Annotated in this window: 17 protein-coding genes; 13 read left to right on the top strand and 4 right to left on the bottom strand. The window is 60.7% G+C overall.

What is annotated here, in order from left to right; all coding sequences use genetic code 11:
* The first annotated feature begins 22 nt into the window (after positions 1–22).
* From JT360_RS20645 to JT360_RS20585, 13 genes are all read left to right on the top strand, one after another.
* Positions 23–1,408, top strand: a complete 1,386-nt coding sequence (locus JT360_RS20645) for a M20/M25/M40 family metallo-hydrolase (RefSeq protein WP_214473593.1) — start codon at positions 23–25, stop codon at positions 1,406–1,408.
* A 78-nt stretch (positions 1,409–1,486) separates the two neighbouring features.
* A complete protein-coding gene (locus tag JT360_RS20640; protein WP_214473592.1) occupies positions 1,487–2,107 on the top strand; it encodes a ribonuclease D in 621 nt (206 codons plus the stop codon).
* An 80-nt stretch (positions 2,108–2,187) separates the two neighbouring features.
* The gene (locus JT360_RS20635; protein ID WP_137932772.1) at positions 2,188–2,391 is read left to right on the top strand and encodes a hypothetical protein; all 204 of its coding nucleotides are present in this window, start codon (positions 2,188–2,190) and stop codon (positions 2,389–2,391) included.
* A 108-nt stretch (positions 2,392–2,499) separates the two neighbouring features.
* Positions 2,500–2,754: a GlsB/YeaQ/YmgE family stress response membrane protein gene (locus tag JT360_RS20630; RefSeq protein ID WP_214473591.1), complete on the top strand. Its 255-nt coding sequence runs from the start codon at positions 2,500–2,502 to the stop codon at positions 2,752–2,754.
* A gap of 28 nt (positions 2,755–2,782) precedes the next feature.
* Positions 2,783–2,929 (top strand): hypothetical protein, encoded by a 147-nt coding sequence (locus JT360_RS20625; RefSeq protein WP_115140441.1) that lies wholly within the window; start codon positions 2,783–2,785, stop codon positions 2,927–2,929.
* Between the two features lie 131 nt (positions 2,930–3,060).
* Positions 3,061–3,396: a hypothetical protein gene (locus JT360_RS20620; RefSeq protein ID WP_250888952.1), complete on the top strand. Its 336-nt coding sequence runs from the start codon at positions 3,061–3,063 to the stop codon at positions 3,394–3,396.
* Between the two features lie 119 nt (positions 3,397–3,515).
* Positions 3,516–4,541, top strand: coding sequence for an SMP-30/gluconolactonase/LRE family protein (locus tag JT360_RS20615; protein WP_214473590.1), 1,026 nt, complete (start codon positions 3,516–3,518; stop codon positions 4,539–4,541).
* Between the two features lie 138 nt (positions 4,542–4,679).
* The gene (locus tag JT360_RS20610) at positions 4,680–4,976 is read left to right on the top strand and encodes a hypothetical protein (protein WP_214473589.1); all 297 of its coding nucleotides are present in this window, start codon (positions 4,680–4,682) and stop codon (positions 4,974–4,976) included.
* A 555-nt stretch (positions 4,977–5,531) separates the two neighbouring features.
* Positions 5,532–6,581, top strand: coding sequence for a DMT family transporter (locus JT360_RS20605; RefSeq protein ID WP_250888951.1), 1,050 nt, complete (start codon positions 5,532–5,534; stop codon positions 6,579–6,581).
* Positions 6,582–6,751: 170 nt separating this feature from the next.
* The gene (locus JT360_RS20600) at positions 6,752–7,435 is read left to right on the top strand and encodes a DUF1194 domain-containing protein (protein WP_250888950.1); all 684 of its coding nucleotides are present in this window, start codon (positions 6,752–6,754) and stop codon (positions 7,433–7,435) included.
* A 1-nt stretch (position 7,436) separates the two neighbouring features.
* Complete coding sequence (locus JT360_RS20595; protein ID WP_214473587.1) at positions 7,437–7,664, top strand: YybH family protein; 228 nt, start codon at positions 7,437–7,439, stop codon at positions 7,662–7,664.
* A gap of 15 nt (positions 7,665–7,679) precedes the next feature.
* Positions 7,680–7,889: a YybH family protein gene (locus tag JT360_RS20590; RefSeq protein ID WP_214473586.1), complete on the top strand. Its 210-nt coding sequence runs from the start codon at positions 7,680–7,682 to the stop codon at positions 7,887–7,889.
* Positions 7,890–7,996: 107 nt separating this feature from the next.
* Complete coding sequence (locus tag JT360_RS20585; protein WP_214473585.1) at positions 7,997–8,374, top strand: hypothetical protein; 378 nt, start codon at positions 7,997–7,999, stop codon at positions 8,372–8,374.
* Positions 8,375–8,568: 194 nt separating this feature from the next.
* Here the strand turns inward: JT360_RS20585 and JT360_RS20580 are convergent, their stop codons facing one another.
* The 4 genes from JT360_RS20580 to JT360_RS20565 all read right to left on the bottom strand — a co-directional run bounded on the left by JT360_RS20580 (position 8,569) and on the right by JT360_RS20565 (position 13,155).
* Complete coding sequence (locus JT360_RS20580) at positions 8,569–9,744, bottom strand: MFS transporter (RefSeq protein WP_214473584.1); 1,176 nt, start codon at positions 9,742–9,744, stop codon at positions 8,569–8,571.
* A gap of 714 nt (positions 9,745–10,458) precedes the next feature.
* Positions 10,459–11,232 carry a DUF1194 domain-containing protein gene (locus JT360_RS20575; protein WP_214473583.1) on the bottom strand — a complete coding sequence of 258 codons (774 nt, stop codon included), beginning with the start codon at positions 11,230–11,232 and terminating at the stop codon, positions 10,459–10,461.
* A complete protein-coding gene (locus tag JT360_RS20570; RefSeq protein WP_214473582.1) occupies positions 11,229–11,594 on the bottom strand; it encodes a hypothetical protein in 366 nt (121 codons plus the stop codon). Before JT360_RS20570 ends, JT360_RS20575 begins: the two co-directional genes overlap by 4 nt.
* 448 nt (positions 11,595–12,042) lie before the next feature.
* Positions 12,043–13,155 (bottom strand): helix-turn-helix transcriptional regulator, encoded by a 1,113-nt coding sequence (locus JT360_RS20565; RefSeq protein ID WP_214473581.1) that lies wholly within the window; start codon positions 13,153–13,155, stop codon positions 12,043–12,045.
* Between the last annotated feature and the right edge of the window lie 585 nt (positions 13,156–13,740).

The raw sequence follows: 13,740 nt of genomic DNA, 5'->3' as shown, positions 1-13,740 counted from the left end.
TCTGAATCGAAAGGCTCCCCAAATGTCCGCAGTTTCCCCCGTCCTCGACCGTCTCGACCAGAATCTCGACGCAAGCCTGGAGCGGCTGTTCGGCTTGCTCAGGATCAAGTCGATCTCAACCGATCCGGCCTTTGCCGCCGACTGCCGCAAGGCGGCGGAATGGCTGGTGGCGGAACTCAAGCTGATCGGCTTCGACGCCGGCGTGCGCGACACGCCAGGCCATCCGATGGTGGTTGCGCATCATGACGGGCCGGCCGGCGCGCCGCATGTGCTGTTCTACGGCCACTATGACGTGCAGCCGGTCGACCCGATCGAATTGTGGGAAAACGATCCGTTCGCGCCTGCGATCAAGGAGGTCGAGCCCGACCACAAGGTGATATCAGGGCGCGGCTCGGCCGATGACAAGGGCCAGCTGATGACCTTTGTCGAGGCGTGCCGGGCCTGGAAGCAGGTGCATGGCAGCCTGCCGTGCAGCATCACCATCCTGTTCGAGGGCGAGGAGGAGTCCGGCTCGCCCTCGCTGAAGCCGTTCCTCGAAGCCAATGCCGAAGAACTCAAGGCCGACTTCGCACTGGTCTGCGATACCGGCATGTGGGATCGCGACACGCCGTCGATCTGTGTCGGGCTGCGCGGAATGGTTGGCGAGGAGATCACGGTCAAGGCCGCCGACCGCGACCTGCATTCGGGCCTCTATGGCGGGGCCGCCGCCAACCCGATCCGCATCCTCGCCAAGGTGCTGGCTGACATCCACGACAAGGACGGCCATATCACCATTCCGGGGTTTTATGACGGCGTCGAGGAGACGCCGACGCAGGTGCTGAAATCCTGGGAGGCGCTTGGCGAGACGGCCGAGACGTTCCTCGGGCCTGTCGGCCTCTCGATCCCGTCGGGCGAAAAGGGCCGTTCGGTGCTGGAACTGACCTGGGCGCGGCCGACGGCCGAGTTCAACGGCATCATTGGCGGCTATACCGGCAAGGGATTCAAGACGGTGATCGCCGCGGAGGCATCGGCGAAAGTGTCGTTCCGCCTCGTCCACAAGCAGGATCCCCAGAAGATCCGCGCTGCCTTCCGCAAATTCGTCGAGGAGCGTATTCCGGCCGACTGTTCGCTCGAATTCCATGCGCATGGCGGTTCGCCGGCAATCCAGCTTTCCTACGACTCGCCGTTCCTCGCCAAGGCAAAGACCGCGCTCTCCGACGAATGGCCGAAGCCCGCGGTGACGACCGGCAGCGGCGGTTCCATTCCCGTGGTGGGCGATTTCCAGACCTATCTCGGCATGGAATCGCTGCTGGTCGGATTCGGCCTCGACGACGACCGCATCCACTCGCCCAACGAGAAATACGAGCTCAGCTCCTTCCACAAGGGCCAGCGCTCCTGGGCACGCATTCTGGATGCGCTGACGCGCTGAGCGGCGGAAAACACGTTTTCTTGTTGATTTTTCAGCGGATCGCGGCGAGGACGGGTAACGCCGCGACCGGAGAAGACAATGGCCGACATCCGTTTCCATAAGCATGATCTGCCCGACCTCATGCATTACAATGTCGGAGCGGTGGCCATCGACACGGAAACCCTGGGCCTCAACCCGCATCGCGACCGGCTCTGCGTGGTGCAGATTTCGCCCGGCGACGGCAGCGCCGATGTCATCCAGATCGCACCGGGCCAGAAGAAGGCGCCGAACCTCGTCAGCCTGCTGAGGAACCGCAGCATAACCAAGCTGTTCCACTACGGACGCTTCGATCTCGCCGTGCTCTACAACGCGTTTGGCGTGATGCCCGAGCCGGTGTTCTGCACCAAGATCGCCTCGCGGCTGACCCGCACCTATACCGACCGGCACGGGCTGAAGGACATCTGCTTCGAGCTTCTCGGCATCGGCCTGTCCAAGGCGCAGCAATCGTCGGACTGGGCGGCCGAAACGCTGTCGCCCGAGCAGCTCGAATATGCCGCCTCCGATGTGCTCTATCTGCACCGGCTGCGCGACGTGCTGGCCGGGCGGCTGGCGCGCGAAGGACGCACAAAGGAAGCCGATGCCTGCTTCCGCTTCCTGCCGACGCGGGCCAAGCTTGACCTGATGGGCTGGGGCGAGGAGGATATCTTCGCCCATAGCTGATGGCCTGATGACGGTCCGCGACGGCCGGTCGGGAACCGGATGCCGGCAGTCGCATTCGTCAGTCGAAAAGGGAGGATGACATGGCTGACAGGAAGCCGATATCGACCGCGCCGACCGACGGCTCCAAGGTCACCGTCACCTGGAAGGACAGCGACGGCGTCCTCAACGAATCCATCGCCCAATACCGTGACGACGGCTGGTGGGTCTACACCGACAGCCACACGCAAAAGAAGGTCGAGCCGACCAGTTGGCGGCCCGCCGCCAGCGACGACGACGATCAATGAGCGCCGCTGGCGGGGCTTGCTGCTTTCGAATAGCCTGAAGCCCTTGATATCGGGGCCGATTCGGAGCCTTCCGCTGCGCAATCGTGCTCCTCTTCGGAGGGAATCGTCATGGGCGTCGAAAGCCTGCTCGTCTTCATCATCATCGGTGCGATTGCCGGCTGGCTTGCCGGTCTCATTGTTTCCGGCTTCGGCTTCGGGCTGATCGGCAACATCATCGTCGGCATCATCGGCGCATTCATTGCCGGCTGGCTTTTCCCGCGGATCGGCTTCTCCATCGGCGGCGGCGTCATCGCTTCCATCGTCCACGCCACGATCGGCGCCATCATCCTTTTGGTGCTGGTCAGGGTTCTGAAGCGAGCGTGAGGCTCGACAACCGAAAAGGGAGCGCGCCATGAAGCAGAATACGCTCTATCTCATCATCGGCGCGCTCGTCGTCGTGGTCATTGCGCTTGGCATCTATGTCTACCGCGAGCAGACGAAGCCGAAAGGCGTCGAACTCAAGATCGACGACAAGGGCATTTCGATCCAGCAGAACTGAGCTTGCCAGGAATTGCTTTAATGCATGCCGCCTAAAAGTTACCTCGGTTTGGACAGCGACATGCATAAACTAGAGAACTAAAGCGCGTCGCGTGGGTCCGATTAGACGCGACGCGCTTTAGTGATTGGCGGATGCAGGAGCGCGACATGGGGGCTTGCGACGCGCCGGGGGGCGACGATCTGCCCAGGATCACCGTTGCGGAATGGGAGCGGCTGAACAGGTCGCCAAGGCGGGAAGCGCTGCTGCGCTATCACTGGCGCACATTTCGCTTCCTGAGGACATCCGCGCCGGTAAGCGAATTGCAGGGACGGCAACAGGCATTCCGCAACGCCGTCGTCGCCACCGTGGCCTTCAACCGGCCTGATGTGATCGAGTGGCAGATACATCTCGTGCGCCGATCTGAAAAATGGGGGTCATCACGTCGCTTGGACCTGATGTTCACCAGCCAGAAACCGCATTCTGCTTGACCGTCGAAGGCGCATCGAGCTTGGTCGGCAACATCAAAGCGAGGCAAACAGTCGCCAATGAGCCGAGGGCAGCAGGACAAATCTCAATCCATCCCGCGGTTCGATCCCTGGGATCGCAAATGATACCCAGGATCGACTTCAAGGCCAGCGAAGCTGTGCGGGCGGCGCTTTCGGGGATCGGACGCACGGAAGACCTGCGCTTTTCGCCTGACAATCGATTGCTGGCGATTGCCGGCTATGCGCGCAAGCGCTGCCTGATCCTGCGCATCGACGTCGCGGCTGGACCTGATGGTCCCAATGTCACGATCCACGATTTCATGGAGCTGAGGTCCGACAACATGGGCGAAGTCCATGGCCTGGATTTCATCGATGACCGCACGCTGGCGATCGCCAACCGCGACGGGCTGGTGGCGATATTTACCCTGCCACACGAAGAACCGGCCGGCCAAAGTCGCCAGATCGCAGCCATTCGCCGGGTCCGGGGCAGGCGGCCTTGCAAATTGAATTCGCCGGGTTCGATTGCCGTCAGGCTCGAGTCGCGCGGCCGCGTCAGCCTGCTGGTCTGCAACAACTACACGCATCTGGTCACCCGGCATGTGGTCAACCGGTGGCTTGGCTATCGCGCAACAAGCAACCAGCGGCTGCTGGAGCGGGGTCTCGATATCCCGGACGGCATAGCGCTCAGCCATGACGGCCGATGGATCGCGGTCAGCAGCCACGGCACCAAGGACGTGAAACTCTACCGGATGTCCGCCTCGCTCGGGCCTGATACCGAACCCGTCGGCGTCTTGCAGCACGCCGGCTATCCGCATGGCGTGCGCTTTGCCGCGGATGATCGGCACATGCTCGTCGCCGACGCGGGCAGCCAGATGGTGCATGTCTATGACAGCGACGGCGATTGGAGCGGGGATCGCGCGCCGGCGCGCTCGATTGCCGTGCTCGACGAAGGCACCTTCCTGCGCGGCAGGGCCAGCCCCGAGGAAGGCGGGCCGAAGGGCCTCGATATCGACCGGTCGAGCAGCGTCGTCGCGGTGACCTGCGAGGAACAGACGCTGGCTTTCTATCCGCTGGCGTCCTTCCTTGGGCGGACGCGGCTGGGGATCGAGCCAAGTCCGCCGCAGGCTGAAGCTGCTCGATCGAGCTGAACGAGCAGCTTCACTTCCGCATACGGGCGGCCAAGGCCTTCAGGCATGAGATGCCTCTGTCGGGGTCTGCGCGTCGTTCGGGACGGAACTCCAAGGCACAATGAATGTTCCTGAGAACAGGCCGAGGAGATTCAGGCCGTGACAAAAGCGTCTTTGCACCTGCTCAAGGGCGTGGGTTATTTGATTTCAACCCTGAGCGTTGTCCTGCTGGGCATCGTCAGTTGGTCAAACGCTTCAAAAAGCCCGCTGTTGGCTACCTGCCTGCTTGTCGGCGCCGTCATGTCGGTTGCCGGCATGTTCTGCCGATGGCTGACCTATCAGATCGAAAGACGTGACGAAGATAGACAACACGAAGATAGACAACACACTGGCCGCAATTCCCCTGGGGCAGAAGAAGCTTCGGACCGCATAGGCTGGTCACGGCCTCGTCGCTGAGCGACGTCAAAGGCGGGAATGGGGTTAACAAAATCCTAACGGAATCCAGCGGCTTGGTCGAAGGCCTGCTTAACCCGCCCTTAAAGGTAAGTGCTGGTTTTTATTGTTGGCCTTTACCGGGTCGCTCCCACTCAGTGGTCCGCGCGCCAGCGCGCCGAGGCTTCCGGTGGCCTTCGCTGAATCACTTTATTCCGGCGGGTCGGACCAAGCGCTGCTTCGACCTGACTGGCTTCGATGGCAGCAAAATCGAACAAATAATCCACCGAATCCCCAATTCGTATGCGGGAGCCACTTATTCAGAAGGAGTAGCGACTTTCAGTTGATAACTTCCCTTTCCAGCGGGCGACTTGCTGAACTTAACTCCTGGGTCTTTTTTCCCTCATGACCCGTTTGGGTCATGAGGAGTTCTGTCGGGGGAGGTATCCTTCTCTATTAGTCGACCGGGGACGAGAGGCTGAGCGCCATGATGGCTGCTCTGACGATATCCGGCCCAACAACAGAAGCCTTTACCGAAACAACAGAACCTAGCCTACGTTGGGCTCCGGGGCGGCGAGAATGTCAAAGCTCACAGCCAACTTGCTGCTCCTGTTCGCCGCTGCGCTGTGGGGCTTCGGGAACGTGGCGCAAAAGATGGTGCTCGATCATCTTGATGCGTTGAGTGCCGTTGGCCTGCGCTGCCTGATTGGTGGGCTGCTTGTGCTACCCTTTGTCCTCACCGAACGACGGCGGCCTGCCGGCGCCCGCTATTTTTCCAGCCTGGTCCGGGTGGTTGCGCTGTTTGCCGTCTCCATTCTGCTGCAGCAGCTCTGCTATCTTGGCACCACCGTCACCAATGCAAGCTTCCTGATCAGCACGGCAACGGTGATAACGCCGCTGGCGGCCTGGCTGCTGATCGGCGAACGTCCCACGGCCGGCCTCATACTTGCCGCCGGATCGACAGTCGTCGGCTGCCTGCTTCTTTCAGGTGCGGTCGCCGGGCTCAGCGGCGGCGATCTCACAGCCCTCCTGTCGGCCGGCTGCTATGCGCTCTGGACAGTCGAGCTCCGGCGGCACATGCAGACCCATGCACGCCCCCTCACGGCCGCGGCCGCGCAATTCCTCGCCGCTGCCGCGCTCGCCCTTCCGCTCGGCGCGATGCAAGGCAACCTGTCGTTAACCGCGGCTTCCGCGGCTGGCCCCGAGCTGGTGGTGCTCGGGGTGTTCTCCACAGCGGTCGCTTTCGGCATAATGATTGCCGCCCTTCGCTTCACATCAGCCAGCCATGCCGCCGTCATCGTCAGTGCCGAAAGCGTCTTCGGAGCCCTCGGCGGGTCGATCTTCCTCGGGCGAGCAGTGTTCAGCAGTAGGCACGCTGGGTGCCACCATCATCCTCGCTTCAATTCTGTCGGTCGCAATTGCGAGCCGAACGCCGGCGGCAAGCCTGCCCTTGCAAACCAGCCCAGCGCTGCCGAGGCACCGATCCATGGCTTTGCCGGCGCACCGGCAGGCCTGGGGGCTCTTGTCGGCAACGCGCGCCGCTGCGCCCGGCCGCAATTGCACCGCGTCGAAAACGATCCCTCAGTGAGACGGAGTGCAACATGGTTCGACTCCTCCATGAGCAATTGAATTCCCGATCAAACGCTCCCTCCGCGTGGGTGCGCGGCAGTTTGCCGACTTTGACGGGTCGGCTAGCCGGAGGGTCGGGGACGCGGTCCAGTCCTTGGCTGATACTGGCAGTCGTGTCAGCTGTGGTATTTTGCTGTCCGGCGGCACATGCCGCCAACGCCGATGCTGCGATGGCGAACGTCGACGTTGCGATCGTGTTCGCCGTGGATTTCTCGTCCTCGATCGACCCCAGGACCGCTGACATGCAGCGCGAGGGGCATGCTGCGGCGCTCACCTCGCCCGAGATCATCGGCGCCATCTCCGATAATTACCTTGGCTGCATCGGCGTGGCCTATTTTGAATGGTCAAGCGTCGGCCACGCTCGCACGGTGCTGCCCTGGACCCGCATCTGCGGCCTGGACGACGCCAAAGCAGCCGCGGCGGTGATCAGAAGGACAGGCGACACTGGCTATATTCGTCGCGGCCGGGGCGGAACGTCGGTTTCGGCGGCAATAGATGTCGGAAGCCTTCTGCTCGACCAGTTTCCAGGGAATGCGATGAAGAAGGTGATCGACATCTCTTCCAACGGCGAGAACAACGACGGGCTTCCCGTCCAGCCGAGCAGGCAGAACGCCATTGCAAAGGGATACACGATCAACGCGATAGCGATTCCACCGAGCGACGAGGACCCCAAGCAACCGCTGGCAACCTACTTCGCCCGGTCCGTCATCGGCGGCTTCCAGGCGTTCGTCATATCGCCGACGGGGCCTCGCGATTACACAGCTGCCCTCCGCCGCAAGCTGGTCATCGAGGTCAGCATGAATGTGATAACCTACAAACAAGGAATAGCTAGAGACCGAAACACGGGAGGATGAAATGACTTTCAAGCATTGTCTTTTGGTCGTCGCTGTCACGTCACTCTGCCTCGGATCTGCCCAGGCCCAGTCTGTTAAACAAGCCATTGAAGCCGCCAATGCCGAGTTCGTGAAGGCGTACAACAGTAAGGATGCGGCCGGGGTCGCGTCGAAGTACGCGGATGATGCGGCCGCGTTGCCGCCAGATATGGCGCGGGTCGACGGCCGCCAGAATATCCAGAAGTTCTAGCAGGGCGCGATCGATATGGGCATATCGCAGCTCGCGCTCACCACGCTTGAGGTCCAGGAAAGCGGAGATTTCGCATATGAGTCCGGGACTTTCTCCCTTAAGGCGCCAGGCAAGGATTCGAAGCTGGTGGATGCCGCCGGGAAGTATGTGGTGGTCTGGAAGAAAGGACAGGATGGCGGCTGGAAGCTCTACCGGGACATATGGAACTCCGATCCCGGGAAATGAAGGTTAGCCTTGGATGGCGAGCGCCTCATGGCCAATCATAGACCTCGCCAATTTGGTGGAGTTCATTGCAGCTCGGTACCCAAGCGGGTCACCTGCCGGAGGAGCACATGGCGAAACTCACCGTTGATCAATACCTGGCGGCGGCGGCTGCGCGACTTGCCCATCTGACGCAGACCTATGCGATCGTATTTTTCGCCAGTATCGCGACCATGTTCGCGATACTGGCGTACGCATCATCAGCGGGACTAGCCGCCAGGTTCGCGCTCGCGACGATTGTGGTCTCAATCACGGTTTATGGGGTCTTGGCAGCCAAGGCCGCTATGGATGACTTAAAGGCGATGCTGGACGATGCGGTCGACGACTTCTCCGGCAGCCGCTTCGGCGCTCACCTGAAGCAGATACCTACGGCGCTGTTGATCGGAGTAAGCGTCATCCTCATTATCGCGACGGGGGTGACGCAGCTGTGGGCGATCATCTCGGCCTGACTGGGCTGGTCTCGACTGTGTGGCCTGCGGCCGCTGACGCAGCGCGGGATAGGCCGACTGGCACCGGAAAATGGCAGCAAAAGCGGCAGCGATGAAGCCGGGCAAATATCGACTAAGCTAAACAACCGATCTCGGGGCGCAAGTCCGGCCCACAGATGGGGCCAGCAAGCTATTCTTGGTCCGGTGCTCTCGCGCTATATCGATGGAACAGCCAGCCGAATCTGGCCAGCAACGATACGGCGGAAGAACCATAGAATGGCTGGGCAAACCAGGAGCATGACGGCGCCGAAGTCGAGCGCGGCGCCCGCGGAGCCGATCGAGGTGGAAAGCTTTCCGCCGATCGCCGATCCAATCGGGCTCCCGGCGTAGAAAGCCGTATAGAATACTCCCATTCCGATCGCCCGCGTTTTCCGCTCGAGCACACGACCTGGAAGGGTCATGATCGCACCGGCGGGGAGGCCGCAAACAGCCCCGACGGCAATGACGATGGGAAGCACCGGACCGCTTCGCGACAGGAGAACTGTCAGCAGGGCGAAGGCGATGCAGCCTGCGACAATGATGGCTTCGCCACGTTTGGTCTGATCGGCGAGGAAGCCACCGAAGGGAACCGAAAGCGCTGCGAGCCAGAGCACGATACTGATCGTTGATCCAGCTGCAGCCATGGACCAGCCTCGCTCAACCAGCATCGATGGTCCGAAACTGAAGATCATCGATAAACCGATATTGTAGAGACACCAGATCGAGCTAGCGGCAATCACTGCGTAGACCGTTTCCGAGGTCAGACTGCCTCGCTCACCTTCAACGGAGAGCGCCGCCTCTGGCGCGCGATAGACAAAAGCCATGAGGCCGAAGCCGATCAGGATCCACCCTGCGACGGCAAGGTTGACTAGATGAAGCCCGAATCTCGCTCCGATCCATGGCAGGAGCATGAGCGATATTGCGATGCCCACCGGCCACGAGTTGACGAAAATGGCCATCGCGGTTGCGATTTCGCGACCAGTGAACCAGTCGGCGACCATCTTGGTCATCAGAACGCTCAAGAGAATGCCGCCAGTGCCCGCAATCAGTCGGCCTGCAATCTGCATGCTCCACGATGCCGATGTGGTCATAAGCAATTCGCCGGCGAGCATCGCCAGGAGCCCTGCGAGAACAGTCGCCTTGTCGCCATAGCGGCGTCCGATCGTGCCACCGGGCAGGGCAAGGAGGACGCCTGGTGCAAAATAGATTCCGATAAGTATGCCGATGTCAGCCAAGCTCGCACCGAGGCCTTGGCTAAGCTGTGGCGCGACGGCCCCCACACTTCCGAACTGAAATGCGAAGGCGGCCCGAGCAACAAACAAAGCGCCAAGAATGGTCCAGCGGCTTCGCACCTGGATCCTCCCAACACCGCGCGGTGCGCGGTATGTTTTGTTATATTAGGAGAGTAACATGTAACTTCGGTAGCGGTAAGGGCGACCCTCGATAAGGTAAGATCTGTGATGCCATACAACCCGCCGGTGCAGGAGCAAGAGGGATATGTGCGCAACGAGCATTGGCGACAGAGCGCAACAACCTCGCCGGCGGCGGCTGTCACGACGACGGTATGTTCACCAAGGTATAGGTTTGTATACCCCTGCCATACCTGGTGGTCAGGGTATCCTCCGTCTCGGCCGGAGCGCATATCGGGAGTTCTCTCCGGGCGCGTCGACCAAGGGAAACGGCCAAACCATTGCCGCAACGTGATCAAGGTACCAAGCTGTGGGATCGAGAAGGGGCATGGGGGGTCGACGCGCGTGCTTGTTATCCGATCCCTCGCTCAGAAATTTCAACCAAACATTCCGCCCCTGCTTTTGCACGTTTTCATTTGTTGCTTTCTCGCACAGAGCCTCGCGACCAAGCCAAGGGCAGAATGTTCGAGAGAGGGATGCGGCGGCGATTTAGTGAATCGCGATGGTAAGAGCTCAAGGCGCTCACGTAGGTGGCGCATGGCGAAGGCCTCATTTACCCGAAGAGCGGCAATCCTGCGCCGGTGTTGCCAAACCGGATTTGCAGGGGGAGGAGCATGTCGCGAGTACCACGGCGGCCGTAACAATACCCTGAGCGTGTTAGCGACTCGCTTCCATGTGGGGTGCCACCAGCTTGACCTCGCCATCTCGCCAGCTTTCATTTCCGTCGATCGACAGGCCAATCTCGTCCACCAGTTTGCGGCGGAGCGCGAAGGTGAAATCGCGCTTATCGACGGGAGCGATGAGGAAGGCTCGCGGTCCGCCTATGACATTCGCAGCGAAATAGCCGGTGAGGTCGTACTTCACGCCCCGCATAAGGGGGGATAGTACGATCGCGTTGATCGTGTAGCCCTTCGCGAGCGCTTGAAGTCGACTCTGCTGAAGGGGGCCGTCGTTGTTCGTCCCGTTGCCGGCGATGTCGATCACTTTGCGGAGCGCCCCTCCCGGGAAGCGGTCAAGAAGCAGGCTTCCCTCGTCGATGGCGAAGGATATGGACGTGTCGCCTTCGCTGCGCCCATATCCTCGTTGGCCGTTCTTGAGAATGACAGATGCAGCGGCCTTTCCGTCGCTCACCCCACACACCCTTGTCCATGGCAGAACCAAGTGCAAATGGCCGTGGCTAGACCACTCAAAATAGGTCACCCCGATACATCCAAGTTGGTTGCCCATGATAGCGGCGATGACCTCTGGCGCGTACAGTGCCTCGGCATGTCCGTCGCGCATCATGATGGCTGTCGCCGGGTCGACCGATGCCGATATATCCACTGCGAACACAATGGCCGCGTCGACGTCGAGGTCAGCGCAATGTGCCGGCAGTGCCAACGTCGCCGAGGCTCCGAATGCCACAATAGCTTGCAACAGGCGCCCGCTCATGGCCGCGTTCCTGCAGCAGCTTCTCCCGCTTCTGCGGCGTTGAGAGCATCGGTCGTCCTGGTTGCAGGTTCTGTCGTAGGGAATGTGAGCAGTCGCCCTTGATGAATGATGGGTTCGCCAGCCTCATTATCCCGTGCCTCAAATCGGCAGCTTGGATCAAGGACAGCTTCGTTGATCGAAATTGTCCCATGATCGAGCTCTGCTTCCGCCGTCGCATTTAGGGTGTCCGTGACCCATGCCGCATCCGTTGCCAAAGAGTATGACAGCAAGCGTCCGCAATGAGTGACGGCCTCGCCTTTCTGATTGTCCCAGATCGAGAAGCGACAGCTTGGATCTTCCATAATTCCGAAGCGCCTCGTCATGCTGGCCGTTCCTATGCCGCCGCCGGCTCTGTGGGCGGGCACGGGGGACCGCCTGCTGGCTTCGATGCGAAGCAGACCTCCCGCGTCAGCAAGGGTAGGATGGCCGCCGACTTGTCGGCGACGAGACATCGTCGCCGCAGCTAGCTTGTCGGCTGCCGCGATCAACAACAACGTCTGCGCCTCCCGGATCCCATTGATTAGAGACAATAAGCGATTACTAATATACCGCGCATGACCCATTTGCGTCATGCGCGGCAGGATCAGTGGGGGCGCAGCGTTTGACTTTCAGGCAATTGGCGCCTCCCTTGCGAAGGCGGCAGTGGACCAGCCTGTCAGGGGCGCGTTGAATTCAATGTTTGCAGCTTATGTTGGTCCGCCGGATCAACGTTCTGAGGCGACCGATTGCGCGGATCCGCATTTGCGAGCGGCGGCTCGAATCGGTGTTTCGTCAACATGGCCGGTCGCCTGATTGTTTCGGCAAAAGGCTCGCCAACAGCGATACAAGTTCAGCCTGGCGGTGTGTGCCGGTCTTCGCAAACACCGCTTTCAGCTGATTGCGTGCGGTCTGGTAAGAGATCCGGCGTTTGTCGGCTGAAGCCTCAAGCGACTCGCCGGTCGACATCATGGATGCCAAACTTGCTTCGGCGCCTGTTAGGGCGAAGGTAGTCTGAAGGTGAATCTCCGGTGGCTGGCGTTGGGTGTCCGGATCCACAAGGGTGATGATCGCTTGGCATGGAGCCAGCGAATTGTACGAAACGTGCGGCAACCGGACCGGGTAAGCTATCAACGGGCGTCCCTGAATTCTAGGGAGCGCTATCGGCGGCGCGGACATGGCGGAGGGCTGGCCACGCAGGAGTGCTCGCAGTGCCCGGTTTAATGCGTCGGTCGCGCCTTTGTCGACCGAGACCACGTGGCGACCATTTATTACCAGTCCACGCATCCGCAGGGACTCCGCAGCGCCGTTCATTCCGAGCACAGTTCCGTCCTTGCCAATCATGATGGCGGCCATGCCGCTCGCCGTGAATGCATCCAGTGCCGCTTCCGCACGTGCAAGGCCAAGCATGGTTGCAAGTGCAGCGATGGATCCGGTCCGATGGGAGAGAGCCGCCAGTTGCTGAAGTTCGTCTTCAGAGTATGGCCCTTGCTCAGCGGATCTCTGCAATGACAGCGACCAGAAAGCAGTATCTGCTGCGATCCTGACGAGGGCGCACCATCGCAACCCGCACGGGGCAAGGAATTCCTGGAAATACGGATGGCGGGCAACATCATTTGATGTCCAAAGATCCTCATCTGTGGCCACTCCGCGGGCACGCAGGAAGGGGACCAGGCGGAAGCGCTCGTCGTGTTCGATCCAGCCGCCGCTGACGTAGGCATCAAATGATCGAGCCAGCGAGCGAGTACGGGGCAGGATTGGCAAACGGCCGTCCACGTCAAACAGCAGCGCGCCGAAGCTCCTGGTGGCCTTTGCCACCCTTTCCAGCGCCTCATTCCATCGCGTGGGATCAACAGCCGCCTCGACCAGACTGGCTTCGATCGCAGCAAAATCGAATGCTGTGGACATCGCCACTCCCGTCGATGAAGCCCCCACAACTCTACTTTAGAATGCACTAATAAGCTTTGTTCCGCTACCTTCATTGAGTGGAAAAGTGGATATTCCCGAGGTGAATTTTGTTCCGGATGTCCAGACTTGATGTTTTGGATTTGCATCAATGCGCCGTTCACATCAGGCACTCGAAGCCCAGTTCGAAATCCAGGCTCTGATCGGTCGCCTCGGCCTGACCATGGGTCCATGCACCCGGATCTGGTCGGGCAGTTCATCCGCTATTGACCGCTCTATGCGGATGTTCGCCGGGATACCCGTGAACCTCATTGTCCTCTGCGGCGTCCACCGAAGTTTGGCTTCCAAGCGCCCACACGCCATTGAAGGGAAGGCGACATTAACCGTACACTTTTCCCTGACAGGGACCTTGCCAGCGACGGCGCTTGCCTACGCACTCTACGGCGACGCGGGCAGGGCGGGCGAATGCGTCGACGGTGCGCGCTTGCCGCCAGCAGTAAGGTGTGATCGCGGAAGGTAACGTCTTCACATAAGCCCCGATTGGTGGATCAGGTGGGCAACTAGCACACCAAGGCCCGTTGTGAACTC

This window comes from Mesorhizobium sp. dw_380 (assembly GCF_018588885.1).
GTDB lineage: Bacteria > Pseudomonadota > Alphaproteobacteria > Rhizobiales > Rhizobiaceae > Mesorhizobium.
Note: the sequence above shows the minus strand (reverse complement) of the source record. Positions and strands in the feature narration are given on the sequence as shown.